General features: G+C 72.6%; 20 protein-coding genes and 1 pseudogene. 13 read left to right on the plus strand and 8 right to left on the minus strand.

Annotated elements, in window-relative coordinates; translation table 11 throughout:
- The first annotated feature begins 456 nt into the window (after nucleotides 1–456).
- Entirely contained in the window at nucleotides 457–3591 is a 3135-nt protein-coding gene (locus tag AB0H21_RS05880) for a S8 family serine peptidase (RefSeq protein WP_358512354.1), read from the plus strand.
- 64 nt (nucleotides 3592–3655) lie between these two features.
- Here AB0H21_RS05880 and AB0H21_RS05885 read toward each other — a convergent pair whose 3' ends face one another.
- The 5 genes from AB0H21_RS05885 to AB0H21_RS05905 form a co-directional block, all read right to left on the minus strand.
- Complete coding sequence (locus tag AB0H21_RS05885; protein ID WP_358512357.1) at nucleotides 3656–5527, minus strand: potassium transporter TrkA; 1872 nt, start codon at nucleotides 5525–5527, stop codon at nucleotides 3656–3658.
- Between the two features lie 194 nt (nucleotides 5528–5721).
- Nucleotides 5722–6915 (minus strand): acyltransferase, encoded by a 1194-nt coding sequence (locus tag AB0H21_RS05890; RefSeq protein WP_358512360.1) that lies wholly within the window; start codon nucleotides 6913–6915, stop codon nucleotides 5722–5724.
- A gap of 33 nt (nucleotides 6916–6948) precedes the next feature.
- On the minus strand, nucleotides 6949–7725 hold the full coding sequence (locus AB0H21_RS05895) for a MauE/DoxX family redox-associated membrane protein (RefSeq protein WP_358512363.1): 777 nt from the start codon (nucleotides 7723–7725) through the stop codon (nucleotides 6949–6951).
- A 9-nt stretch (nucleotides 7726–7734) separates the two neighbouring features.
- Nucleotides 7735–8331 (minus strand): cell wall protein, encoded by a 597-nt coding sequence (locus AB0H21_RS05900; RefSeq protein ID WP_358512366.1) that lies wholly within the window; start codon nucleotides 8329–8331, stop codon nucleotides 7735–7737.
- 12 nt (nucleotides 8332–8343) lie between these two features.
- A complete protein-coding gene (locus AB0H21_RS05905; RefSeq protein ID WP_358512369.1) occupies nucleotides 8344–8787 on the minus strand; it encodes a hypothetical protein in 444 nt (147 codons plus the stop codon).
- A 321-nt stretch (nucleotides 8788–9108) separates the two neighbouring features.
- Between AB0H21_RS05905 and AB0H21_RS05910 the strand changes: the two genes are divergently transcribed.
- The 5 genes from AB0H21_RS05910 (at nucleotide 9109) to AB0H21_RS05930 (ending at nucleotide 14781) form a co-directional block, all read left to right on the plus strand.
- Complete coding sequence (locus AB0H21_RS05910) at nucleotides 9109–10086, plus strand: copper resistance protein CopC (RefSeq protein WP_358512372.1); 978 nt, start codon at nucleotides 9109–9111, stop codon at nucleotides 10084–10086.
- Nucleotides 10087–10552: 466 nt separating this feature from the next.
- On the plus strand, nucleotides 10553–11698 hold the full coding sequence (locus AB0H21_RS05915; protein WP_358512375.1) for a copper resistance protein CopC: 1146 nt from the start codon (nucleotides 10553–10555) through the stop codon (nucleotides 11696–11698).
- 137 nt (nucleotides 11699–11835) lie between these two features.
- On the plus strand, nucleotides 11836–12285 hold the full coding sequence (locus AB0H21_RS05920; protein ID WP_358512378.1) for a hypothetical protein: 450 nt from the start codon (nucleotides 11836–11838) through the stop codon (nucleotides 12283–12285).
- A 10-nt stretch (nucleotides 12286–12295) separates the two neighbouring features.
- Nucleotides 12296–13636, plus strand: coding sequence for a hypothetical protein (locus AB0H21_RS05925; protein ID WP_358512380.1), 1341 nt, complete (start codon nucleotides 12296–12298; stop codon nucleotides 13634–13636).
- 140 nt (nucleotides 13637–13776) lie between these two features.
- On the plus strand, nucleotides 13777–14781 hold the full coding sequence (locus tag AB0H21_RS05930) for a hypothetical protein (RefSeq protein ID WP_358512383.1): 1005 nt from the start codon (nucleotides 13777–13779) through the stop codon (nucleotides 14779–14781).
- Nucleotides 14782–15178: 397 nt separating this feature from the next.
- On the opposite strand, the pseudogene AB0H21_RS05935 reads toward AB0H21_RS05930, so the two are convergent.
- Nucleotides 15179–15916: pseudogene (locus AB0H21_RS05935) on the minus strand (polyprenol monophosphomannose synthase); the annotation flags it as partial.
- A gap of 591 nt (nucleotides 15917–16507) precedes the next feature.
- Here AB0H21_RS05935 and AB0H21_RS05940 point away from each other — a divergent pair.
- Nucleotides 16508–17023, plus strand: coding sequence for a hypothetical protein (locus tag AB0H21_RS05940; protein ID WP_358512386.1), 516 nt, complete (start codon nucleotides 16508–16510; stop codon nucleotides 17021–17023).
- A 114-nt stretch (nucleotides 17024–17137) separates the two neighbouring features.
- Here the strand turns inward: AB0H21_RS05940 and AB0H21_RS05945 are convergent, their stop codons facing one another.
- Together AB0H21_RS05945 and AB0H21_RS05950 are read right to left on the minus strand one after the other, a co-directional pair.
- A complete protein-coding gene (locus AB0H21_RS05945; protein ID WP_358512388.1) occupies nucleotides 17138–18400 on the minus strand; it encodes a HAMP domain-containing sensor histidine kinase in 1263 nt (420 codons plus the stop codon).
- Complete coding sequence (locus AB0H21_RS05950; RefSeq protein ID WP_358512391.1) at nucleotides 18397–19086, minus strand: response regulator transcription factor; 690 nt, start codon at nucleotides 19084–19086, stop codon at nucleotides 18397–18399. Before AB0H21_RS05950 ends, AB0H21_RS05945 begins: the two co-directional genes overlap by 4 nt.
- Before the next feature lie 205 nt (nucleotides 19087–19291).
- On the opposite strand from AB0H21_RS05950, the gene AB0H21_RS05955 reads away from it, so the two are divergent.
- The 6 genes from AB0H21_RS05955 (at nucleotide 19292) to AB0H21_RS05980 (ending at nucleotide 24952) form a co-directional block, all read left to right on the plus strand.
- Entirely contained in the window at nucleotides 19292–20380 is a 1089-nt protein-coding gene (locus AB0H21_RS05955; RefSeq protein WP_358512394.1) for a peptidoglycan-binding protein, read from the plus strand.
- 5 nt (nucleotides 20381–20385) lie between these two features.
- Nucleotides 20386–21216, plus strand: coding sequence for an ABC transporter ATP-binding protein (locus AB0H21_RS05960; RefSeq protein WP_358513024.1), 831 nt, complete (start codon nucleotides 20386–20388; stop codon nucleotides 21214–21216).
- Nucleotides 21213–22412 carry an ABC transporter permease gene (locus tag AB0H21_RS05965; RefSeq protein ID WP_358512397.1) on the plus strand — a complete coding sequence of 400 codons (1200 nt, stop codon included), beginning with the start codon at nucleotides 21213–21215 and terminating at the stop codon, nucleotides 22410–22412. The genes AB0H21_RS05960 and AB0H21_RS05965 overlap by 4 nt, the downstream gene beginning before the upstream one ends.
- 104 nt (nucleotides 22413–22516) lie before the next feature.
- The gene (locus tag AB0H21_RS05970; protein ID WP_358512400.1) at nucleotides 22517–23020 is read left to right on the plus strand and encodes a hypothetical protein; all 504 of its coding nucleotides are present in this window, start codon (nucleotides 22517–22519) and stop codon (nucleotides 23018–23020) included.
- Between the two features lie 181 nt (nucleotides 23021–23201).
- On the plus strand, nucleotides 23202–24485 hold the full coding sequence (locus AB0H21_RS05975) for an ArsB/NhaD family transporter (RefSeq protein ID WP_358512403.1): 1284 nt from the start codon (nucleotides 23202–23204) through the stop codon (nucleotides 24483–24485).
- Nucleotides 24486–24514: 29 nt separating this feature from the next.
- The gene (locus AB0H21_RS05980; RefSeq protein ID WP_358512406.1) at nucleotides 24515–24952 is read left to right on the plus strand and encodes a CBS domain-containing protein; all 438 of its coding nucleotides are present in this window, start codon (nucleotides 24515–24517) and stop codon (nucleotides 24950–24952) included.
- The last annotated feature ends 124 nt before the right edge of the window (nucleotides 24953–25076 follow it).

Below are 25076 nucleotides of genomic sequence, written 5' to 3' on the forward strand. Positions count from 1 at the left end.
ACCCCTTATATGGACCCGATGAATCGCGGCGAGATCAGAGGGCCCAATGATATGGCCCGGGGCATCCGGGCGGAATCACGCGCCGAAGAACGTGACGTCCATGTGTTCCAGTGTGCCGCGGTCGGCGACCACGTCGATGGCGGAGACCCTGCCGCAGGTGATCGTGAAGCGCGGCGCGCCGCGCAGCCGTCCGCTTGGGGCCCAGGCCGCACCGACGGCGCCGGGTCACCGCGCGGGCCGTGCGGAGACCCGGCCGTCTCGGGACGCGACCGGGGCCCGGCGCGCCCGGATTGACCGCAGTGTCCGGCTAAGCGACCGGAATTGACCGTCGGTGTCCGGCAACTTCGACACTTACTGACCTTGTGTCCTATTTGTTATCAAAGTGGTGCCGAACGGCTTCGTCGGTGACGCGACGCTCTGATCACGTATGTCCCACCACCCCCTATGAGGTGATCAGTGAAGAGGCGCCTGCTCTTCGGCGCGATACTCGCATCAGCGAGCGTCGCCGTCCCGCCGGCGGTGATCCCGTCCACGGCGAACGCGGAACCCGCCCGCCCACCCGCCTTCCAGCACCTGCCCGGCGCGTACAGCTACACCGGCTTCAAGCCCGCCGTCCTGGAAACCGCCCGCTCCCTCAAGGTGCTCATCCAGGTCACCGGCACGCCGGTCGGCGACGCGGCGGCCAACGCCGAGGACGCGGGCACGTCCGTCGACAAGCCGGCCCTGCGATCCGCGCTGCGCGACGAGCGGCAGAGCGTCGAGCAGAAGGTGAAGGACGAGGGCGGGAAGGTCCTCGCGACCTACACCGACAGCTTCAACGGCATAGCCGCCACGATCCCTGCGCGCAGCCTGGCCGCCATCGAGGAGACCCCCAAGGTCGTCTCGGTGCACCCGGTGCGGACCTTCAGCCGTGACAACGCCTCCGGCGTCCCCTACATCGGCGCCCCGCAGGTGTGGCAGGACCTCGGCAAGACCGGCGAGGGCGTCAAGGTCGCCGTCATCGACACCGGCGTGGACTACACCCACGCGAACTTCGGCGGCTCGGGCGACCCGGCCGACTTCGAGCGCAACGACGGCACGGTCCTCGAGCCGGGCACCTTCCCGACCGCGAAGGTGATCGGCGGGTACGACTTCGTCGGCGACGACTACGACTCCAACGACCCGACCTCGGTGCCGAAGCCCGACCCCGACCCGCTGGACTGCAACGGCCACGGCTCCCACGTGGCGGGCAGCGCGGCCGGCTTCGGCGTGGACGCGAGCGGCAAGACCTACGCCGGCCCGTACGACTCCACCACGCACACCAAGTCCTTCAAGGTCGGGCCGGGCGTGGCGCCGAAGGCGTCGATCCTGGCCTACCGCGTGTTCGGCTGCGAGGGCTCGGCGAGCGAGGACGTCATCGTCTCCGCCATGGAGCGGGCGCTCAAGGACGGCGCGAACGTCGTCAACATGTCGCTCGGCTCGCCCTTCGGACGCACCGACGAGCCCAGCGCGCAGGCCGTGCGGACGCTGACCCGCGCGGGCGTGACCGTGGTCGCCTCGGCGGGCAACTCCGGGCCGAACGCCTACATCACGGGCGCCCCGGCAGTCGCCCCGACCGCCATCTCGGTGGCCGCCCTGGACGCCGCCCGCGCCACGCTGCCCGCGGTGAAGATCTCGGCGAACGGCGCGGAGCTCATCGCGCAGAACTCCAACGAGGCGGCCCTGCCCTCCGGGGCGCCGCCGATCGCGGTGCTGCGTACGAGCTACCCGTCCGGGCCGGTGTCGCTGGGCTGTGACCTGGCCGACTACACCGCCTACCCGGGCGGCGTCACGGGCAGGCTCGTGGTCACGCTGCGCGGCGTGTGCGCCCGGGTGAAGCGCGCGGTCCTCGGGCAGAAGGCCGGCGCCGCCGCGGTCGCGATGATCAATACCGACTCGGCGTTCCCGCCGATCGAGGGCGCGATCACCTCCGACCCCGACACCGGCGAGCAGTACACGGTCACCATCCCGTTCCTCGGCATCCGGAGCACCGACCGCGCGGCGGCCACCGCGCTGGACGGCAAGAGCGCCGCGCTGACCGGGACGGCCGTCCCGAACCCCGGCTACGCCAAGCTCGCCTCGTTCTCCTCCGGCGGTCCCGGCAACGGCGCGAGCGCGCTGAAGCCCGACGTGACCGCGCCCGGCGTGTCCATCGTCTCGACGGGCGTCGGCACCGGTTCGGGCCCGGCGACCATCTCCGGCACCTCGATGGCCTCCCCGATGACCGCCGGTGTCGCCGCGCTCGTGAAGCAGGCGCACCCGCGCTGGAGGCCCGCCCAGATCAAGGCCGCCATCGTCAGCACCGCCGACGCGTCCACCAAGATCGCCGGCTACACGGCCAGGGTCGCCGGCTCCGGCGTGGTCGCCGCCCGCCGGGCGGTCGCCGCGACCGTCCTCGGCGAGACCGGGCACGGCGGGGGCAACCTCTCGTTCGGCCTCCAGTCCCTGACCGGCGCGTACCGGCAGAGCGAGACGTTCACCATCCACAACACCGGTAAGACGCCGGTCACCTACGACCTGGCCGCCGCGTTCACCGGCCAGTCGTACGACGCGCAGGTCGCGGTCTCCCCGGCGTCGGTCACCGTGGGCCGCGAGAGCAGCCGCGACGTGCGGGTCACGCTGTCGCTCACCGCGCAGGCCGTGGCCGCGCTGCCCGCCGCCGAGACGTCCAACTTCGGGTCGGTCGTCCACATCCAGGGCGCGGTCACCGCGACGCCGCGCACGGTCGCCGAGGGCGTGTACCCGCTGCGGGCCGCGTTCCTGCTCGTCCCGGACGCCCAGTCCGAGGTGACCGCCTCCCAGCCGTCCAAGTACACCGTGACCGGTGGCGTGGCGACGACGTCCGTCCAGGTGCGGAACGAGGGGGCGCACGCCGGCGCCGCCGACGTCTACGCCTGGGGCATCACCGACCCCGGCGACGTGCGCGGGGCCGAGGACTCGATGGACGTCCGCGCGGCGGGCGCGCAGGCGCTGCCCGGTTCGGTGCTCGGCGGCGCAGACACCGACCGGACGCTGATCTTCGCGGTCAACACCTCCGGCCGCTGGTCCAACGCCTCGGCCAACGAGTTCGACATCCCGCTCGACACCACCGGGGACGGGACGGCCGACTACGTGCTGGTCGGCGCGGACTACGGCCGGGTGACCGCGGGCTCCTCCGACGGCCGCTTCGCCACGTTCGTCTTCAAGGCCGACGGGTCGCTGGTGGACACGTGGGTCGCCACGGCCCCGATGAACGGCGGCACGCTGCTGATGCCGGTCCTCGCCTCCCAGGTGGGGCTGGCCGAGGGCGCCTCCCGCTTCACCTACTCGGTCAGCGCCTTCTCCAAGGTCCCTGAGGGGCTGGTGGACGACACCGAGTCGGCGGCGTTCGACGCCTTCGCCCCGCCCGTCTCGACGGGGGCGTACGTGCCGCTGGAGCCGGGCGCGTCCAGCACACTCCAGCTCACCGCCGACCCGGCGCGGCTGGCGTCCACTCCGGTGAAGGGCTGGCTCATCGTCAGCCTGGACGACCGCAGTGGTGCTCCGGAGGCGGACAAGGTCCCGCTGGGAAGGGTGCCCGGCGTCAAGCCGTGATCCCTTCCTGACGCCCTGAACCGGAGGGCCCTGGCGTTGCCGCGGCGCGCCGGGGCCCTTCTGGCTACCCCACGGCGAGGACGATCACGTTGTCGTCCGCGCCCAGGGACAGGGGTTCGGTCCGCGGCGGGTTGAGGACGACGCCGTACGACGGGGCCTGGTCGCTGTCGTGCTTGGTGCGGTAGCCGATGGCGGTCTGACCGCGCCGCCGGGCCGCCTCGATCACGGTCGCGAAGTCCGCGCTCGCCCCCGGGGTGAGGTAGTCGGAGGCGGGCCTGAGGTATATCTCGGAGCCCACCGGATCGAAGAGCTGCCCGAACACGCCCTGGAGGTGGCGGTTCTCGGCGAGCTGGGTGAGCAGCAGGCTGATCAGCTTGGTGCTGACGATGAAGTCGTCGGCCTTGGTGACCTGGAAGACCTCGCGGTTGTCGTCCTCGTTGATCTCGGTGACGATCGAGTACGGGTCGCCGAGCTTCACCTCGATGTCGCGCAGGTGCAGCAGCGTCACCAGGGTGCGGTCGTCGGCCTGCCCGGGCCCCGCGCCGTCGTCCGCCAGCACGATGATGTGCTTGTACCCGCCGAGGTCCAGCGACTCCAGGGACGTCCTGCGGGTGGGCTCGCAGTGCTTGTACCCGACGACCAGGTTGTGGCGGGCGGTGGCGAGGACCTCCTCGGGCCGGCGCGACGCGGCGATGTCCACCACCGAGCCCGGCTCGACCAGCCGGTCCAGCAGGTCGATGATCTTCGTCGCGCGGGTGTTCCAGCCGATCAGCAGCGTGCAGTCGGGCATCGGCCGCTGGTCAGGGGCCGAGACGATCGCCGTCTCGTCCACCGGGGGAGGGGAGTCGGCCAGCCGGATCAGCAGGTCGTCCTCCGCCAGCACGATCAGGCTGTCGCGGGCGCCGATCGAGGTCTCCATCGGCGGGTTGACGACCACCGTGCCGTCGCTCTTGTGCAGCCCGACCGGGACGCCGCGCGCGTACGAGTGCAGCGCCTGCCCGTACGTCGAGCCGACCAGCGCGGGCTCGGGGCGGATGTAGAACTCGTTCCCGGCGAAGTCCAGCAGGTCGGTGCAGACCGTGGACAGCCCGGCCTGCCGGTGCGACTGGACGACCAGACGCACCGCGATGTCGTCGGCGTCCACGACCAGGGCGGACTCGCCGCCCGCGAGCCGGGCCGCGGCGAGGTTCTCGGAGTTCTGCACGGCCGTCACCACATGCGGGCGGGCGCCGCGCCAGACGCGGTTGTTGAGCAGCAGCAACGCCTTGATGACCTCGATGTCGGCGTCCGGGCTCGGCGGCGGGAGCACCAGGATCGCCTTGGCGGTGTCCGGGCTCACCAGCTCCAGGTCGGCACGCTTCAGAGGGCTGCCCGACCGGCAGATGACGCGCGTACGGCCGGTCTCGCCCAGCCGTGAGCGGATCTCATCGTCCATGTCCGCCTTGTCGCGGTCGGCCAGGACGACCACGCAGGAGCGCCGCTGCCCGTGGTTGGCCTTGACCAGCTCCTCGATGACGGTGAAGATCTGCTCCGACCAGCCGAGGACGACCGTGTGCCCGCTCTCGATGAGCCGCGAGCGGCCCTTGCGGAGCTGGGCGATGCGGTTCTCCAGGCCGGCGGTCAGCACACCGATGAGCGAGCTGACGATGAAGATGCCGCCGATGGTCGCGGCGAGCATGAGCCCCAGGAACAGGGGCCGGCCGGTGTCGCCGGCCACGGTGCCGGGGTCGATGGCCCGCATCAGGCTCATCCACGTGACCTCACCCCAGCTCAGCTTCTCATTTTGGTCTTTGTCGGTGAGGGCGATGACCAGCGAGGTGACCACCAGGATGAGCGCGACGGAGGCCAAGGCCAGCCATCCGATGAGCGCGGGCGTCCCGCGGTCCATCGTGCCGTCGAACCAGTACCGCAGACGATCCCGCCATCGCACCCGCACAGCCGCCGCTCCCCGCTCCCGTAGCCGTCGCACCCTCGGTGCCGTGCCAGAGGTGCGTGGTCATCACGATCATTGAACCAGTACTGGCGAGCGCGCACGTTCCGTACCGGTGATCCGGCATTGCGGGGCGCACGGACGGCGCCTCCGATCGGCCTCCCCGCCGTACGGACGGCACCCCGGGCTGCGCGTGGGCGTCACTTGCCGATGAGCGAGCCGGCGGGCGGTGCGGCCGGGGCGCGCGGCGCGGACAGGCGGCGTCCGAGGTTCTGCATGGGCTTCTCGATGAACCGGTACGTCACCCAGCTCGCCGCGAGGATCAGCGCCACGAACGTCACGGCCACCGGGATCTGCACCGACAGCGGCGACCAGCGCAGATCGCCGGTGATCTTCGTGCCGAGCTTCAGCAGCGGGTGGTGCACCAGGTAGAGCGAGTAGCTGATCAGCCCGAGCCAGAGCAGGGCGCGCGGCAGGCGGCGCCGCCGCAGCGCCATCGCGCCCGCGAACGTCACCCCCGCCATCGCCACCGTGGTCAGCCACACCCGCGGCTGAACCCACCACCAGCCCGCCTGGATCGCCCATATCGGGGAGACCGCCACGAGCCCGGCCGTGACCGCCACCGGCCAGAGCCCTCCCGTGCCCTGCTCCCACCGGTGGATCGCCGTCCCGGTGAACATCACCGCGAGGATGGCCGCGCCGAACCACGGAGTCCTGCTGCTCGACAGCAGCAGCGCGACCGCCATGAACCCGAGCGCGCACGCGGCCGTCGTACGGAACCGGTTCGCGACCACGCAGGCCAGGCCGACGAGGAACACCGCGCACGACACCAGGGCCGGCCACACGCCGGTCAGCGGGGCCGCGGCCAGCAGCAGCCCCTCGGCGACCGCGGCGACGCCGAACGCCACCGCCGGCACGCCGCTGCGCCGGTGCGTCCCCGTCGCGAACAGCGCGGTGACCAGCAGGTAGAACACCATCTCGTACGACAGCGTCCACATCGTGTCCGCGACCCCGCCGACCCCGACCACGTCGAGCAGCATCGTCGCGTGCGCGGCCACCCCGGACGCGTCGCGCGGCACGGTCTCGCGGACCCCGAGCCACGGGCTCATGGCCAGGACCAGGCCGATCACCGCCAGGTAGAGCGGGTAGAGGCGGAACCCCCGGCCGATCCAGAACGCCCGCACGTCGCCGCGCCGCTCCAGCGACGTGGGGATGATGTAGCCGCTGACCAGGAAGAACACCAGCACGCCGTACAGGCCGAGGTTGAACCAGTATGGGCGCAGGGAGGGGACGACCCAGGGCAGCAGGTGCTCGGCCAGCACCGCGACGGCGCCGACGCCGCGCAGCGCGTCCAGCCATGCCAGCCGGGCGGGCATGGTGGTGGCGCCGTCCATGCCCGCTACCGTAGCAACTTCAGGGGAGTGCGTTCAGGCGAGCGCGGGTTCGCCGACGAGGGCGACGCGGACGTCCGCCGGGTCCGTGCCTCCGAGCGGCGCCGCGAACACCGCCGACCCCTCGCGTGTCGTGTACACCACGAACCGCAGGCCGTCCTCGTCCCAGACGTCCTGGACGTCCGAGGTGAGCCGCGCCGACGCCGAGCAGTACGCGCGGCTGCGGTAGAGCAGGCGCAGCGTCACCTCCAGCGGCACCTCGCCCGACGGTACCGGGGCGAGCGGCCTGCGCACCCTGACCACGAGCCGGCGCAGCGGCATCAGCCAGTGGCGGTCCAGTTCGGGCGACAACCCCAGCAGGACGAGGACCTGCGCCGCCGCCACCAGCGCGGCCCCCACGCCGCCCGTGTACGGCCCCGCCCAGATGGAGACGACGCTCCCGGCGAGGAGCAGGCCCGCGCGCGTGAACGACCGTCCCTCGATCGGGCGGGAGTGCGCGCCCAGGCAGCCGCAGGACGACTCCGGGACGGTCAGGCGCGCGTACGCCAGGTAGGCGAGGAACCCCGTGGAGAGCGCGGTGGCGGCCACACCCTCCACGGGAAGCGCCGGCGGCAGCAGCAGCGCCGCCGCCACGACGAGCTCCAGCGCCCCGGTCAGCCGGAGCGCCGGGACCGCGCGCGCCGGGCCGGCCAGCCGGGCCAGGGCCGTGCGCCCGGCCTCGGCCCGCATCCTGGCGCTGAACAGTTTCGTCAGGGAGGCCCAGAGCAGGACCAGGCCGACAACGTACGGCTGCAGCGCGGCGATCCCGTGCATCGGTGGCTCCTAGTGGGGGGAGAAGACGGTGGCGATGTCGACTTCGTTGGTGTCCGGCCGCCACGCGCCGAGGACCTGCACGTGCTGGCCAACCCGCAGCGGGGACAGGTCGGCCGAGGGCGGCGAGTCCGAATAGATGGCGACCGACTTGCCGGGGATCCGGTGGCAGAGGATCTCCTTGCCGCCGTGGTCCAGGTGCAGCTTGTCGCCGGTGATGTTCATGATGTGGCCCTTGATGTTGACGATGTTCAGCCACACCGATTCGGCGGCCAGCACCCCGTCCGGCATGCGCACGCCGCGCGCGTACAGGCCGTCACCGGGCTTGGCCTGGTCGAACGGGACCGGGCCGAGCTTCCACAGGCTCGTGCCGTCCACGACCCGGATGCTGTGGAACACCATGTTCGACCCCAGGACGAGCAGGGTGTTGTCCTTGATGGAGCGGATGCGGCCCTCGGCGAAGTTCGGGTCCACCGCGCCGGGCTCGATGTCCGGCGCCGCCTGGCCGAACGCCGCCTCCGGGCCGAGCGACCCGAGCGCGGTGGCCGCGACGACGGTCGCGCCGCCGCCGAGCACGGCCGACCTCAGCAGCTGCCTTCTCGTGGTCATGTCCGCCTCCTCCTAGGCCGAGATCTCGCACGGCCGCAGGCCCGACGACAGGCTCGCGATCTGGCTGTAGGCGGCGGGGGTCAGGTCGATGAGCCGGTTGCTCGCGCAGGTCGCGCCGCAGCAGCTGCGCTCGCCGCAGAACAGGTCGGTCTGCGGGCCGCAGTCGGCGATGGTGGTGACGACGCTGGCGCCGCCGCACAGCGCCGTCGTGCGGTGGGCGAAACCGCAGGTCCGGCGCGAGAGGGTGACGCCGCAGCTGTCCGGGCGCGTGATCGCCCAGCAGGCGTCGGAGGTGTTGGGCCAGGCGTGCTGAAGGCTGCCCGAGTTGCAGGTGCCGCAGGCGCCCTTGCCCACGGTGCCGCACGGCCCCCAGGCCGCGCCGCAGCAGAACCAGGAGACTTCGCCCTGGACGGGTCCGAGTAAATCGACGGGATCGGTGGGTCGGCTGCGCGCCATGCGCGTCCTCCTAGGGTGGGCTCTTACGGTCCCCCGGTTTGGTGGTGCAGCCATTACGGAAATTTCCTGACTTTTCCCATAGATAACATGTAATAAATCTTCGTCAATGCCCCTCTTGTCGGCTTTCTCCGGAGGCCCTCGCGGGGCTTCTCTCACCCCAAGCGACCCGCCTTGGTGAGAATCCGGCGGTATCCCGGCGCCCCGCCGATGAGCAGGAACGTCGCCGTTCCGGCGCTCACCGTGCGGCGCTCGGACGGGGGCCGGGCGGGCGTCATAGCGCTTGGCCGAGGGGCAGAGAGGTATGAGACGATTCGTCGCGTCATGCACGCCACCCTGCCGTTCAGGCTCGCGCGGTCGGCGGGCTTCACCGTCGTCTGCCTGGGGCTTGCCGCCGGGGCACACCGGTTCGCGGGCGGTACGGGCCCGGCGCCGTGGGTGCTGCCGTCCGGGGCGCCGGCCGTCATGACCGCGACCACGCTCCTCGCCCGCCGCGAACGCCCGCCCGCCGCCGTGGTCGCATGGCTGCTCACCGCCCAACTCCTCCTGCACTGGTGGTTCGACACAGCCGGCACCTCCGCCCCCGGGTACCGTCGTCCGCGTTCCCACCGCCGTCCGCCGTTTCGCCGCCGCTCGCAGGACCCGGCACGCGGCTCGCGAGCGGCCTCCACGACCCCGCCTGGAGTCCCTTCCGTGAAACCGTCCTTCGTACGAGCGCTGCTGGTGCTCTGCCTTTCCTCGACCTTTCTCGGGCTCGCCACCCCCGCCGCGCTGGCGCACGACAGCCTGAAACGCAGTTCCCCGGCCAAGGACGCCGTCGTCACCAGCCTCGACCAGATCGAGCTGGAGTTCAGCGCGCGCGTCAGCTTCCCCGCGGTCGTGCTCCACGACGCCGCCGGCCGCCGTTTCGAGTCCGGTCCGCCGACCGCCGAAGGCCCGAAGGTCATCGAGAAGGTCGCCGGGCCGCTCCCGTCCGGGAGCTATGTCATCGCGTGGCGGGTCGTGTCCTCCGACGGGCACCCGGTGGAGGGCGAGATCCCGTTCACGGTGAACGCGCCGGGCGTCACGGCCCCGGCCCCCGCCGCCCCGTCCAGCTCCGAGCAGGGAGCGACCGCGCCCTCCTCCGGCGAGGCCGCGTCGGGCGGAGGTTTCCCGGTGTGGATCTGGGCGGCGCTGGCACTCCTCGTGGTCGTCATCGCCGCGATGCTGCTGCGCGGTCGCGGATCGGCGAAGCCTGGGCCCGTACGGACGGACACCGCGTCCGATCCCACGCGGACGCAGACCCCACCGGACGGCGACTGACCACGCGGACACAGGCTCCGCCGGATGGCGAGTGACCACGTGGACGCCGGCCCGCCGGACGCGAGTGTGGCGGCCCGGCGGCGGCCCTCCGACGGCGAGTGACGGCCGGGCGGCCGGCCTTCTGACCGGTGAGTGACCGACCGTCGGCCGGTCCCCGATGGGCGGCCGGGCTCCCGGCGGGATGGTGGCCGCCCGGGTGCGCCCTTGACGGTCATGCGGGCGCGTGGCCACAATGTGGCGCGATGACCATTGCGTATGCCGGTCGGCACCTGGCGGCGCGATGGCTCGTCACTCCCGATTTGTGGCTCCCGAATTAGACGTGTTCGGCGCACGTGTCCGGTACTTGAAAGGATCGGCCCTGCGTTCGTTCTCGCGTTCCCGTCCCCGCGTCCTGCCGTTCCGGCTCCGGCGTGAGATCTCGCCCGTCGTCTTTCTAGGTAGCGCGGCGCGGATGAGCGGAGTACCGGTGGAAGAAAAGCAGTGGGAGACGTCGTCGTCCGCCGACCGGCGTTTTCGGGGTATTTCAGGTCTTTTTCCCGCCCGGTCCGCCCGGTTCTCCTGGTTCACCCGGTTCACTGGGTTCACCTTCAGGGCCGCCCGTCCGGCGCGTTCCTGGTCGGCGCGTTCCTGGTCGGCGCGCGCCTGGGCGGCGACGGCGCGGTGGACGGCCCGCGTGGTCATGCTCGCCCTCGTCGGCGGGCTCGCCCTGACCGCAGTGACCCCGCCCGCGTCGGCCCACGGCCAGCTCGCGATGTCGAACCCGGCCAACGACGGCACGATCTCGTCGCCCATCGAGGCCGTCGAGCTGTACTTCACCGAGGCGCCGATCTCGTACGCGTACTTCACGGTCAAGGCGCCGAGCGGCGTCCGCGTCGACAAGCCGTGGACGCAGGGCCCGCCCAAGCGCCTCGACGAGCCGGTCCGCGAGTACCACCTGATCAACGGCACGTGGGAGCCGAAGCTCTACCACGAGGGTTTCCCGGCGAAGATCCCCGTGGCGTACTGGCCCGACAAGGGCGTGTACGTCGCGACGTACCGGACGATCGCCTCAGACGGGGAGGAGGTGCGCGGAGAGGTCAAGTTCACCTACAACGGCAAGACCACCGAAGCCCCCAAGGGATGGCGGACCCCCACCAACTCGCCCGACCCTGCCTTCGAGGCCGCCGCCGGCCGCACCAGCGCGCCGCAGGTGGGCGAGACCCCGAGCGACACGCCGTCCCCCGTGGCGGCGGCGGGCCCGACCCCGCAGACCTCGTGCACGCCGAGGACCATGCCCGAGACCGGCTGCACGCCCGGCGACGCGTCCCAGGCTCCGTCCACCGAGGCCGCCTCGTCTTCCGCCTCGTCGCAGGACGGCGGCGTGGACCTGCTGGTGTGGCTGCTGCCCGCGCTCCTCGTCGTCGGAGTGGGCGTCATGGTGGTACGCGCCGCCCGGCGGCCGGCTCCCGGCGGCGCCACGGCCCGCGGCGGCCAGAACCGGAAAGGCCCCAGCGGCGGTCAGAACCGGAAGAACCCGAGCGGTGGTCAGAACCGCAAGAACACGCCTCCCTCGGCTCGGCGCGGGCCCGCCGCCCGCCCCGCGCCGAAGGCCAAGTCCGCCAAGCGGCGCTGACCCCAAGCCCAACCAAGTCCGCCAAGCGGCGCTGACCCCAAGCCCAACCAAGTCCGCCAAGCGGCGCTGACCCCAAGCCCAACCAAGTCCGCCAAACGGCGCTGACCCCCGCGTCCCGCATATTCAGGAGCACCACAGTGAGATCCCCCCTCCGACTTCCCATGCGCGCCGCCGCCCTCGGTATGCCCCCGCGGACCCTGGCCGCCCGTCGGCCGTCCGCCGGTCTCGTGCGCCGGCTGGTCCTCGTCCCGCTGCTCGGCCTCGCCGTGCTGATGGGCGTCGCGGCCTGCGGCTCCTCGGGCGCCGCCACCCCGGCCCCCACGGGCGTCAAGGAGATCACCGTCACCATCGCCGCGCGCAAGGTGACGCCGCCGCCGGGGCGTGTCGACGTGGCCAAGGGACAGACGGTGCGGATCACGGTGACCAGCGACGTGGCCGACTTCGCGCACGTCCATGGCTACGACAAGGGGACGGACCTCAAACCCGGGACCCCCGCGACGATCGAGTTCGTCGCCGACCAGAGCGGGCTGTTCGAGGCGGAGACGCACGGACAGGAGCTGCAGCTCTTCCAACTCCTCGTCCGATAGGTCCGCGGAGGTGTTCCCGGAGCAGGCCGCCCAGACGTTCCTGGCGCACGGCATCGGAGGCCGTCAGGACCTGCCGATCCCGTTCTCGGCCGCGATGGCCGGGGCGATCGTCGCGCTGCTGGCGTCGTTCGCGGCGCTCGGCACGCTGTGGACCGAGCCCCGGCTCGGCGGTGACCTGCGGTACGCGCGCCCGGTGTCCGCGCTGGTCCAGGGCGTGGTGTCCGGTCCGGCCTGGCGGTGGTTCTGGCGGGTCGCGGGGCTGCTCGCCGCCGCGTACTTCTGCCTGGGCCTGCTCTTCGGCCCCGACCGGGTCGCCAACCCGACGGCGGGCGTCGTCTACGTCCTGTTCTGGGTGGGCCTGATCCCGCTGTCGCTGCTGTTCGGCCCGGTCTGGCGGACGCTGAACCCGCTGCGCACCCTGCACCGGCTCGCGTGCGCCGCCCTTGGACGAGACCATCACCAGGGACTGCGTCCGCTCCCGGAACGGCTCGGGTACTGGCCCGCCGTGGCCGGACTGTTCGCGTTCGTGTGGCTGGAACTCGTCGCCCCCGAGCGTGCCACGCTGCCCGTCATCGGCGCGTGGCTCGCCGTGTACGCCGTGGCCATGCTCGCGGGCGCGGTGGTGTTCGGGTCCGGGTGGTTCGACAAGGGGGACGCGTTCGAGGTCCACAGCGCCCTCATCGGCAGGCTCGCCCCTGTGGGCAGGCGTCCCGACGGCGCTCTGACCTGGCGTAACTCACTGGACGGCATGGCCGGGCTGGAGCCGGCGCGCGGGCTGGCGACGCTCGTCGTGGTGCTGCTCGGCTCCACCATGTACGACAGCCTCTCGAACGCCCCGTTCTGGGTGCGTTTCGTGCAGGAGAGCCCGCTACCGCCGGTCGTGACCGGGACGGCGGGGCTCGTCGCCGTCATCGGCCTGGTACTCACGGCGTACCTGGGAGCGACCGCACTGGCGAGCCGCTGGGGAGGCGTGGAGCGCGGGACGATGGCGGGGGAGCTGGCCCACTCGATCGTGCCGATCGCCGTCGGGTACCTGATCGCCCACTACTTCACGCTGCTGCTGCTCGAAGGTCAGCGGACCCTCGCCCTGCTGTCCGACCCGCTGGTCATCGGGGCGAACTGGTTCGGCACGGCCGGGTGGAAGGTCAGCGCCGTGGGCACCAGCCCGGCCGGGATCGCCATGCTCCAGGTGACGGTGATCGTCGTCGGCCACGTGATCGGCACCGTCCTCGCCCACGACCGCGCCCTCGCCCTGTTCCCCCGCCGCACAGCAGTGATGGGCCAGATCCCCCTACTCGTCCTGATGGTCACCTACACGGTAGGCGGCCTACTCCTCCTGTTCGCCGCCTGACCTGCCCTGCCATACGACCATGCAGGCGGCCCCGTCCTGGCCCGTGACCGCCCCCTGGTCTTCCCGAGGTTCCCAGGCTTTCCCACTCGGACGGGGGAGGAGGGGTGGATCCGGAGGGCATGGGCGGGTAAGAGATTGGTGTGGATCTGTCTTCGGCGGTTGACGAGCTCTACGCGGGCGCGCCCGAGGACTTCGTCGAGACGCGCAAGCGGCTCGCGGCCGAGGCGAAGAAGGGCGGGGACGCCGGGCTGGCCAAGCGGATCGCCGGGCTCCGGCGGCCCACCGTGTCGGCGTGGGCGACCAATCAACTGGCCAGGTCCGCGCCGGACGAGGTCGGCCGTCTGCTCGACCTCGGTGACGAGCTACGGGCCGCGTGGACGTCCGGCGGGCGGATCGGCGAGCTGGATCAGCGGCGCGGCGAGCTGGTCTCCCGCCTGCTCCGAAGGGCCCAGGCCCTCGCCGACGAGGCCGGGCGTCCGCTGCGCGAGCCCGCGGTTCGTGAGGTCGAGGACACCCTGCACGCCGCCACGATGGACCCGGACGTGGCCGAGGAGGTGCGCGCCGGCCGGCTGGCGCAGCCCCGCGGCTACGTGGGCTTCGCTCCCGCCGGAGGCTTCCCCGAACCGGCCGAGCATGCCCCCGCCCCGGTCGCCGGCGCGCCGGAACCCGAAGGCCCTGCCGAACGCGAGCGGGACCGGCAGAAGAAGCACGAGCGTGCCGAGCCGGGCAAGCGTGAGCGGGCCGAGCAGCACGAACGCGCACCGGACGTGCGTGAGCGAGACAAACGGGATCGCGAGAAGCAGGAGCGGGCGGAGCGGCAGAAGCGTGAGCGGGAGGAGAAGCGGCGGAGGGAGGAGGACGAGCGTCGCATGCAGGTCGCCGAGCGGATCGCGGCCGCAGAGCGGGAGGCGCGGGACGCCGACCGCGCCCTCGCCGAATGGGAGGCAGAGGCCCGGGAGGCCGACGAGGCCCGTACGGCGGCAGGCGACGAGGTGGACCGCCTGCGGGACGAACTCGCCGCCGCCCTGCACCGCCAGGAGATCGCCGGCAAACGCCTCACGATGGCCGAACGCGAACGCGACAAAGCCGCCCGCCGCGCCACCAAGGCCCACCAGAACGCCCGAACCCTCCGCGACAACCCCTGACCCGCCATGCACGCCCCGGTACCCAGGGCGCAGAGGGTGGGTGGGGAGGGCGAGCTCAGTCGTCCCGGGAGGCTGTGGCGGGGGCCGTGCCGCCGGATTGGCCGCTGGCCGTGCCGCCGACCGCGCCGTTGGATGGGCGGTTGGTCGTGTTGTTGGATGGACCGTTGGCCGCCTCGCTGACTGTGTCGTCGGATGGGCTGTTGGCCATGCCGGCGGACGTGTCGTCGAGGGTGGCGTTGGATGGACCGTCGGCTGCGCCATTGGCGACGTTGCCGGCTGTGTTGTCGGACGTGCCGTTGGCGGTGGCGTTAGATGGGCTGTCGGCTGCGCCATTGGATGGGCCGGTGGTCGTGCTGTCGGGCGTTTCGTGGGGTGGGGTGGGGTGGCGGGTGATGTCGCGGCGGAGTTTGAAGGGCATCAGGGCTGATTCGAGCTGGACGGCGAGGCTCATCTTGCTCTGCCCGGCGCGGCGTTCCTCGAACCGGATGGGCACCTCGACGATCTTCAGGCCCTGCCGCAGCGTCCGGTAGTTCATCTCGACCTGGAAGGCGTACCCGTTGCTGGTGACGCCCGCGACGTCGATCGCGTCCAGCGTCTCGCGGCGCCAGAGCTTGAAACCGGCGGTGACGTCGCGGACGCGCAGGTGGAGCAGCACGCGGACGTAGAAGTTCGCCCACGCCGACAGGGCCTTGCGGCGGAACGACCAGTCCTCGGCGAGCTTGCCGCCCGTGGCGTAGCGGCTGCCGATGACGACGTCGGCCTCGGTGGACAGCAGCGTGCCGAGCATCTGCGGGATGGCCTCGGGCGGGTGGGACAGGTCGGCGTCCATCTGCACCACGTAGTCGGCGCCCTGGTCGAGCGCGTGGCCCATGCCGTGGACGTACGCGCGGCCGAGGCCCTGCTTGCCGGGGCGGTGCAGGACGGACAGCCGGTCGCGGCCGTACTCGTCGTCGGCGAGGCGCTCGGCGAGGTCGCCGGTGCCGTCGGGGGAGTTGTCGTCCACGACGAGCACGCGCAGGCCGGGCAGGGGCAGCGCGAACAGGGCGCCCAGGATGACGGGCAGGTTGCCGGCCTCGTTGTACGTGGGCAGCACGATGGTGACGGCCGCGGACGCCCAGGGTTCCGGCAGTCGCACGGCGTTCGCGGCCCGGACGGCGGCGGACGGACCCGCCTCGGTCGCCCCCGGACTGGTGCCGGAGACCGCCTCGGACGCAGCCTCGGACACGGCCTCGGACACGGTCTTGGATACGGCCTCGGGCACGGTTTCGGATGCCGCCTCGGACGCAGCCTCGGACATGGTGCTGGATACGGCCTCAGGCACGGTGCGGGACACGGCCGCGGGGACGGTGCCGGGCGCTGCCGCGGGGACGGTGGCGGGTGCTGCCTCGGAGGTGGATTCCGGCGCGGTGTCAGGTGCTGTTCCTGGCTCGACGTCGGGAACGGCCTCGGAGGTGGCTCGTGAGTCGCGTGGGGTCATCATTCCGGTTTCTGTTCGGGGCGTGAACTCACGGGCGGTCCCATCGCGGCACTGGTCAGGACCAACCGGTACCAGACGACCCTATCTGGCGGAGCACCCGAGGGTGTCCTCCAGCGGCGGCTCGGGACTCCCGATGGCCTACCCCTCGGGCTCCCTCCCGGTGGATGGCTTACCCCTCGCTAATCCCCGCCTCCGTAGACATGGGCTTGCCCGCCAGGCGTCCGGCCTGGGGCCGAGGAGGAGAACGAGATGAGTGTCCGGCGGTTGGCCCTGGTGGCCGGTGTGGTGGTCGGCGTGGTCTCCGCGCTCGCGGTGGCCGGGTGCGGGGCACCGAAGGAGGGGACGGGGGTCGCCTCGGCCGGGAACGGAACCAGCGCGGCGAGCGCGTCGCCGTCGGCCACGTCGTCGAGCGATCCGTTCAAGTTCGCCCAGTGTATGCGCGAGCACGGGATCGACGTGAAGGATCCGGAGCCCGGCGGCAGGATCCAGCTACGGATCACGGGCGGGGACAGGAACAAGATGGAGGCCGCCCAGAAGGAGTGCGGCAAGTACATGCAGGGCGGCGAAGCGAAGAGGGCCGACGATCCCAAGTTCCGGGACGCGGCGCTGAAGCTCGCGCAGTGTATGCGCGAGCATGGTGTGGACATGCCCGACCCCGCCCCGGGGGAGGGCATGATCAAGATCCCCAAGAGCGCGAACATGGACGGCAAGAAGTTCGAGGCGGCGCAGAAGGCGTGCGAGGAGTTCCTCCCGGGCGCCCCGTAGGACGGTCGGGCTCGGGGACGGGGCGGCCAGCCCGCGCGGCGGGAGACCTCACGTGCCGCCCCCGCCGGGGCGGTACACCCGTCCGCGCCGGGAGGACGATCGCGGGGAGTACGTTCACCGTGCGGGCGCGGGCACGCGGGCCGCTGAGGGCAGGCGCACGGTGATCGTGAGGCCGCCCTCGGCGCGGGGCGCCGCCTCCACCTCGCCGCCGTGGGCGGTGACGATCGCGCGGACGATGGACAGGCCGAGGCCGGATCCCTGGGCCGAGCCGACGCGCTCGCGCAGCCGGTGGAAGGGTTCGAAGAGGTCGGCCACCTCGTACGCCGGGATGAGCGGCCCGGTGTTCGCCACCCGAATCACGATATTTCCGTCTTCGGTGTCCACCTCGACCTCCACCACCCCGTCCTTCACGTTGTACTTGAGCGCGTTCTCCACCAGGTTGAACACGCACCGCTCGATCAGCACCGGATCGCCGTCCGCCACGCCCGGGCCCAGCCGCTCGGTGACGGTGATGTGCCTGCGCCGCGCCGTGGGCTCCAGCAGCTCCACCACCCCGAGTGTGACGTCCTCGATGTCCACCGGCTTGCGGGCGACCAGCTCGTGCTCGGAGCGGGTGAGCATCAGCAGACCCTCGATCAGCCGCTCGTGCCGCGCGTTGGTGGCGAGCAGCGCCTTGCCGAGCCGGGTGAGGTCCTCGGAGGCGTCCGGCTCCTCCAGCGCGACCTCCAGCAGCGTCCGGTTGATCGCCAGCGGCGTGCGCAGCTCGTGCGAGGCGTTGAGGGCGAAGCGCCGCTGGGCGTCGAAGGCCCGCTGGAGCCGGTCCAGCATCGCGTCGAAGGTGTCGGCGAGCCGTTTGACGTCGTCCTGCGGCCCGCTGAGCGCGATGCGCTCGTGCAGGGTGCTCTCCGACAGCCGTTCGGCGGCCTCGGTGACGCGGTGCAGCGGGCGCAGCACCCGGGCCACGACCACGTACCCGAGGATGATCGCCAGCGCCCCGATCCCCACCATGACGAGCGCCGAGTTCTGGAACAGGTCCTGCAGCACCTGCGCCTTGCCCTGTTCGATCCGCGTCACGAGGGCCTTGGGGAGGCTGACGGCCAGGAACTTCCGGTCCGCCTGCCCCGGCGTCGGCTCGGGGAGCGGGGCCGACGGCAGGGACAGGTAGAATTCGCGGTCCAGCGCGCGGGCCGTGAGCAGGTAGGTCACCCACAGCAACGTGGCGCCGGCCGCGAAGAACAGGCCGGTGTAGATGAGCGTCAGCCGGCCCCGCAGGCCGGGCGCGCGCCGCAGCGCCCCCGGCACCCGAACCGTCCGCAGCCCCGCCCGTACGCGAACCGCCCGCGGCCCCCGGACGGCGGACGGCACCCGTCCCGTCACGGTTCCATCCCGTCGCTTCGCGCCCCCGCGGGCCGGCCCACCCGGTACCCGACGCCGGGCACGGTCTCGATGACCTCGGCGCCCAGCTTCCTGCGCAGCGTGGTGATCGTCACCCGCAACGCCCCCGTTCCCGACTCGATGTTCTCGTCCCAGGCCCGCGCCACCACCTCGCGCGGCGACAGCGTGGCCCCCTCCGCGCGCATCAGCTCCGTGAGTACCGCGAACTCCTTGCGGGTGAGCGCCACCGCGACCCCGTCCCGGGCGGCCGTGCGCGCCGCCAGGTCCAGCCGTACGCCCGCGACTTCGAGGACGGCCGGCCTGGCGGGCGCGGTCCTGCGGGCCAGTGCGCGGATCCGCGCGGCCAGCTCGTCGAACGCGAACGGCTTGACGAGGTAGTCGTCGGCCCCGAGCGAGAGGCCGCGGACCCGATCGCCGACGCGCGCGGCGGCGGTCAGCATGAGCACCCGGCTCGCCGACCCCGCCTCAGCCAACCCTCGGCACACCTCGTCTCCGTGGAGTCCGGGAAGGTCCCGGTCCAGGACGACGACGTCGTAGTGCACGTACGCGAGCCGGTCCGCCGCGTCGGCGCCGTCGTAGGCCACGTCCACGGCCATGGCCCGCCGCCGCAGCCCGTGGGCGATGGCGTCGGCGAGCTCCTCCTCGTCCTCGACGACGAGCACACGCATCTCCCCAGCACCCCCTCTTCCCGGTTCCGCCCGCTTTACGACGGCCTCGCGCGAGACCGCGACTGACCAGCGTGGACCATCCGGCGTTAGGCACCGGTAAGCGCGCGGAGGCGCCGCCGGGCTTATCCGCCGCTAATCGGCGCGCGGCTAGAAAACCGGCTGTGCTGACGGGCGTGGGTCCCGTGGCGCGCGGAGGTGACACGTTATGGGAGTTCGGCGCCTGGCCGCCCTGTCGGCCGGGATCGGGGTGACGGTGGCCCTGGCCGGGGCGGCGACGGCGGCGGCGGTGATGAACGCGCGGCCGGGCACGGCCGAGCCGTCCGGGAAGCCCCTGCCGGCGGGCACGGCGGAGGTCGTACGCGGCGACCTGGTGGACACGACCTCGGTGGACGGCAAGCTGACGTACGCGGGCGAGCGCCGGGTGTACGCGGGGGCGGCGGGCACGGTGACGGCGGTCGCGAAGAAGGGGACGACGGTGGCGCGCGGCCGCCCCTTGCTGAAGATCGACCGCAAGCCGCTCGTACTGATGTACGGGACGCTGCCGCTGTACCGTCCGCTGCGCCTCGGCGTATCGGACGGGCCCGACGTGCGGCAGCTCGAACGCAACCTGAAGGCCCTCGGGTACGGGGACGACATGACGGTGGACGAGGAGTTCACCTCCGCCACCCGGCAGGCGGTCCTGGACTGGCAGGAGGACCGGGGCCTGCCCGAGACCGGGACGGTGGACGCGGCCCAGGTCGTCTTCCTCCCCGGCCCGGTGCGGGTGTCGGGTGCGGATGTCGAGGTGGGGGATCCGGCGGCCCCGGGACGCCGGGCGCTGTCGGTGACCTCGACCCGTCGCACCGTCCACGTCGACCTGGACACCGACGACCAGTCCATGGCCAGGAAGGGGGCCGGGGTGGTGATCGAGCTGCCCGGGGGCGCGCAGGTCAAGGGGAAGATCAGCGAGGTCGGCACGGTGGCGGTGGCGTCCGGCGACGACGGGCGGCCCGGCGGGGGCGGCGGGGGCGCGACGATCGACGTGGAGATCTCGCTCGCCTCCGCCAAGAAGGTCGGGCGGCTGGACCAGGCGCCGGTCACCGTCGCCATGGAGAGCGAGCGTGTGAAGAACGTGCTCTCGGTGCCGGTGGACGCGCTGCTCGCGCTCGCCGAGGGCGGGTTCGGCGTGGAGGTCGTGGACGGTTCGTCCACCCGCGTCGTCGCGGTGAAGACCGGCGCGTACGGCGGGGGCCGTGTCGAGGTCTCCGGCGACGGGCTGGCCGAGGGCATGAAGGTCGGGGTGCCGGCCCGGTGACCGCCATCATCCACCTCAAGGACGTGCGCAAGACCTACGCCGGGCACGTCGAGGCGCTGCGCGGGGTGAGCGTGACGGTCGAGCCGGGGGAGCTGCTGGCCATTGTCGGGCCGTCCGGGTCGGGCAAGTCCACGCTGCTCCACATGATCGGCACGCTGGACCGCCCCACATCGGGAAATGTCAGCATCGCGGGGTACGAGGTGGGGGAGCTGTCGGACCGCGAGCTGTCCGCGCTGCGCGCCCGCCACATCGGGTTCGTGTTCCAGCAGTTCCACCTGTCGCCGGGGACCTCCGCGCTCGACAACGTCGCCGACGGCCTGCTGTACAGCGGCCCCGGCCTGCGGGAACGGCGCGAGCGGGCCGCCGCGGCCCTCGAACGCGTGGGCCTCGGGCATCGGCTCGGGCACCGGCCCCACCAGCTCTCCGGCGGGGAGCAGCAGCGGGTCGCCGTGGCCCGCGCCGTCGTGGGGGACCCGCCGCTGCTGCTGGCCGACGAGCCGACCGGCAACCTCGACTCGGCGGCCGGGGCCGAGGTGCTGGAGGTACTCGGGGCCCTGCACGCCTCCGGCACGACGATCGCGGTCATCACGCACGACGGCGAGATCGCCGCCTGGGCCCCGCGCCGGGTGCGGGTCAAGGACGGCCTGATCGCCTCCGACGACGGCCCCGGCACCGGCCGCCGTCCCCCGGCCCCACCCGTCTCCGGCGCCCGCTCGCCCGCCGCTGCTCCCGCCGCGGACGGTCACCCCTCCGTCCTCGCCTCGGACGGCCGCACGTCCCTAGCCGCCGGGATGGACGGCGCGGCGAGTGCGGGGCCGGGAAGGGGGTCGGCGTGAGGGCGAGGGCCGGGCTTGTCCCGGCGCGGCTCGGATCGCGGGACGTGGTGCGGGTCGGCGCGGCCGGCCTGCGGACGCGGCCCGCGCGCGTCGTGCTGTCGGCCCTCGGCATCGCGATCGGCATCGCCACGATGGTCGCCGTCATCGGCATCTCGTCCTCCTCGCGGGAGGAACTGCTGCGCCGGCTCGACCGCCTCGGGACGAACCTGCTCACCGTCGAGCCCGGCCGCACCATGTTCGGCGACGACGCCGAGCTGCCGGAGGAGTCGGTGGACATGGTCCGCAGGATCGGCCCGGTGACCACGGCCGCCGCGACCGGCGCCGTGGAGGCCACGGTCCGCAGGACGAACCGCATCCCCGAGGAGGTCACGGGCGGCATCGCCGTCCAGGCGGCCACCATGGAGCTCGCCGCGACCCTGGAGGGAACGGTCCGCCAGGGGACGTGGCTGAACGCCGCCAACGCCGACCGGCCCGCCGTCGTGCTGGGTTCGCTCGCCGCGCGCCTGCTCGGCATCGATCGGGTGGGGCCGCGGGTGTGGATCTCGGGTCGCTGGTTCACGGTGGTCGGCATCCTCGACGCGATGCCGCTGGCCCCGGAGATCGAGCGCTCCGCGCTCATGGGCTGGCCGGCCGCCGAGCGCTACCTGGGCTTCGACGGGCACCCGACCAAGATCTACGAGCGGTCGGACGACGCGTCGGTGGAGGCCGTACGGGCCGTGCTGCCGCGCACGGTCAACCCCGAGAACCCCGACCAGGTGGACGTGAGCCGCCCGTCGGACGCGCTCGCGGCCAAGGCCGCCGCGGCGGGGGCGTTCACGAACCTGCTGCTCGGGCTCGGCGCGGTGGCGCTGCTGGTGGGCGGGGTCGGCGTCGCCAACACGATGGTGATCTCGGTGCTGGAACGCCGCCGAGAGATCGGCCTGCGCCGGTCCCTCGGGGCCACGCGCGGGCAGGTACGGCTCCAGTTCCTCGCCGAGTCGTTGCTGCTGTCGGCCCTCGGCGGGGCCGTGGGGACCGTACTCGGCGCGGGGGCCACGACGGCGTACGCGCTGGTGAAGGGATGGCCGGCGGTGGTCCCGTCCTGGGCGGTGGGCGGCGCGCTGGCGGCGACGCTGGTCATCGGCACGGTCGCCGGCCTCTACCCGGCGATGCGCGCGGCCCGCCTCTCGCCGACCGTGGCGCTCGCCGGAACCTGAGCGTGGCGTCGTGCTCGCCGGGAGCCGGGACCTGAGCCGGTGCTCGCCGGGGCCTGGGCCGGGTGTCGCGCTTGCGGGGACCTGACCGGGGTAAGCGCCCGGTAGTGAAGGTGAGACGCCGCCCGGGCGTCCCGCCTCGTGAGCCGGGCCCGCCGTACGGGTCCGTCCGGCTCACCGACGTCCTGCCGGATCGCTGGACCGCGCTGGCCGGGGCGGGGACGGGTTTCGCGCCCGGCCCGGCTCCGGCCGGCCGTCCCGGACTCAGGGGAAGTGCCATGCAGAAGTTCTCGCTCGTAGCCATAGGCCGTCTCCAGATGAACCGCGCGGCGGACTCGTCCGGAGGGCACGCGGCGGACACGGTGGTCGGCGGGCACGAACGCGTCCTGCGCCAGACGGTGATCGCCCTGATGCGCGGGGCGAAGATGAAGGACTTCGAGAACCCCGGCGAGGGGTCCTTCCACGTCCTGGAGGGCCGGATCCGCGTGAGCGCGCGCGGCACGTCGTGGGACGTCCTGGCCGGTGACCTGCTGGAACTGCCGGACAGCCGGCAGAGCGTGGTGGCGCTGGAGGACTCCGTCCTGCTGTTCACGGTCGCGAAGACCGGCTGAGCGCCGCCGGACCGCGAGCGGCGGATCCGGCGTCCGGCGAGCACCCAGTGCGAGACGTCGGCGCTATGGGGGAGCGCGAAGTGGGCGTTGTGGTCTAAGGTGCCCTTGGGTGTGCCGGGAAGTCTGGTCGGCGTTGGGTCTTTGACGTTGCTCGTGCCGATTCTTCCGGGAGGCATCTCCGATGACCGCCATCGCGGCCGTCGCCGTATTCACCGTCGCCTACATCCTGATCGCCACCGAGCGCATCCACCGGACGGCGGCGGCGCTCGGTGGTGCGGCGCTGATGCTGCTGATCCACGCGGCGAACGCCCGCTCCGCCTTCTTCTCCGAGCACTCCGGCGTCGACTGGAACGTGATCTTCCTGCTGCTCGGCATGATGGTCATCGTCGGGGTGCTCCGGCAGGCGGGCGTGTTCGAGTACGTCGCCATCTGGGCGGCCAAACGCGCCCGGGGCAGGCCGTTCCGCCTGATGGTCATGCTCGTGCTGATCACCGCCGTCGCCTCGGCGCTGCTGGACAACGTGACGACCGTCCTGCTGGTCGCGCCCGTCACGTTCCTGGTCTGCGACCGGCTCGCGCTCCCGGCGGCGCCGTTCCTGATCGCCGAGGTGATGGGCGCCAACATCGGCGGCACCGCGACGCTCGTCGGTGACCCGCCCAACATCATCATCGCCAGCCGGGCGGGCTTCACCTTCAACGACTTCCTCGTCCACCTCGCGCCGCTCGTCGTGGTCCTGCTGGTCGTGCTGCTGGCCCTGTGCCGGTGGCTGTTCCGCTCCGCCTTCACCTACGACGCGGCGCGCGCCGCCGAGATCATGAAGCTGCACGAGCGGGAGGCCATCCGCGACCCGCGGCTGCTGTGGCAGAGCCTCGCCGTGCTCGCGGTGGTGGTCGTCGCGTTCGTCCTGCACCCGGTGCTGCACTACGAGCCGTCCGTCGTGGCGCTGCTCGGCGCCGGTCTGCTCGTCGCCGCGACCAGGGTCACCGTCGAGGACGCGCTGCGCGACGTCGAGTGGGCGACGCTGGTGTTCTTCATGGGCCTGTTCATCATGGTCGGCGCCCTGGTCGAGACCGGCGTGATCGGCCAGGTCTCGCAGGCCGCCGCGTCGGCCACCGAGGGCAGGCTGGGCCTTGCCTCCATGGGGTTGCTCTGGGGGTCGGCCGCGCTGTCGGGCATCGTGGACAACATCCCCTACGTCGCCACCATGAGCCCGATCGTCGCGGACCTGGCGCACGCGGCGGGCCCGCGCGGCGACGTGCTGTGGTGGGCGCTGGCCCTCGGCGCCGACCTCGGCGGCAACGCGACCGCGGTCGGCGCGTCGGCGAACGTCGTCGTGCTGGGCATCGCCGCCCGCAACGGCGTCCGCATCGGTTTCTGGGAGTTCACGAAGTACGGTCTCATCGTCACCGTGGTCACGATCGGCCTGGCCACTCCCTATCTCTGGCTCCGCTACCTGGCCGGTTAGGCTGGTCGTACGGGCGAAGGAGGCCCCTGGTGCACGCGCGCGATCTCGTCGTCGATTTCCCCGCAGTGGCGATGGACACCCCCGCGGTGGAGGCCGCACGGCTGCTGGCCGAGCACGACCTGCCCGGCCTGATCGTCGTGGACGGGGACGCCCGGCCGCTGTGCGTGCTGCCGGGCACGCAGGTGCTGCGCATGGCGGTGCCGCGCTACTGCCAGGACGATCCGGCGCTGGCCCGCGTCGTGGACGAGGGCCACGCCGACCTGTTCGTCCGCGCGCTCGGCTCCCGCACCGTGCGCGAGTGCCTGCCCGAGCAGCCGCGCGAGCTGCCGATCACCGACCCGGACGCGACCGTGCTGGAGGTCGCCGCGCTGATGGCCCGCACCCGTAGCCCGGTGGTGGCCGTCGTGGAGGGCGGCCGCCTGACCGGCGCGGTCACCCTCCACGGCCTGCTCGACCACCTGCTCTGAGATGTTGTTCGGGGCCTAAAAGAGGCGCCCAGAACCGCCGAGCCGGAGGCTCGGCCATGAACACAGGTCAGGCGAGCGTGGACGTCGGGGAGGGAGACCGGCGCGCGGTCTCCCTCCCCGAGTG

It is taken from the genome of Sphaerisporangium sp. NPDC051011, from assembly GCF_040653595.1.
Classification (GTDB): domain Bacteria; phylum Actinomycetota; class Actinomycetes; order Streptosporangiales; family Streptosporangiaceae; genus Sphaerisporangium.

Bases quoted from the DNA above. Each gene is read 5' to 3' on its own strand.
- AB0H21_RS05890 (WP_358512360.1), bottom strand. From the start codon at position 6,915: ATGGACGGCGCCACCACCATGCCCGCCCGGCTGGCATGGCTGGACGCG.
- AB0H21_RS05895 (WP_358512363.1), bottom strand. From the start codon at position 7,725: ATGCACGGGATCGCCGCGCTGCAGCCGTACGTTGTCGGCCTGGTCCTG.
- AB0H21_RS05900 (WP_358512366.1), bottom strand. From the start codon at position 8,331: ATGACCACGAGAAGGCAGCTGCTGAGGTCGGCCGTGCTCGGCGGCGGC.
- AB0H21_RS05905 (WP_358512369.1), bottom strand. From the start codon at position 8,787: ATGGCGCGCAGCCGACCCACCGATCCCGTCGATTTACTCGGACCCGTC.
- AB0H21_RS05910 (WP_358512372.1), top strand. From the start codon at position 9,109: ATGCACGCCACCCTGCCGTTCAGGCTCGCGCGGTCGGCGGGCTTCACC.
- AB0H21_RS05940 (WP_358512386.1), top strand. From the start codon at position 16,508: ATGAGTGTCCGGCGGTTGGCCCTGGTGGCCGGTGTGGTGGTCGGCGTG.
- AB0H21_RS05950 (WP_358512391.1), bottom strand. From the start codon at position 19,086: ATGCGTGTGCTCGTCGTCGAGGACGAGGAGGAGCTCGCCGACGCCATC.
- AB0H21_RS05955 (WP_358512394.1), top strand. From the start codon at position 19,292: ATGGGAGTTCGGCGCCTGGCCGCCCTGTCGGCCGGGATCGGGGTGACG.
- AB0H21_RS05975 (WP_358512403.1), top strand. From the start codon at position 23,202: ATGACCGCCATCGCGGCCGTCGCCGTATTCACCGTCGCCTACATCCTG.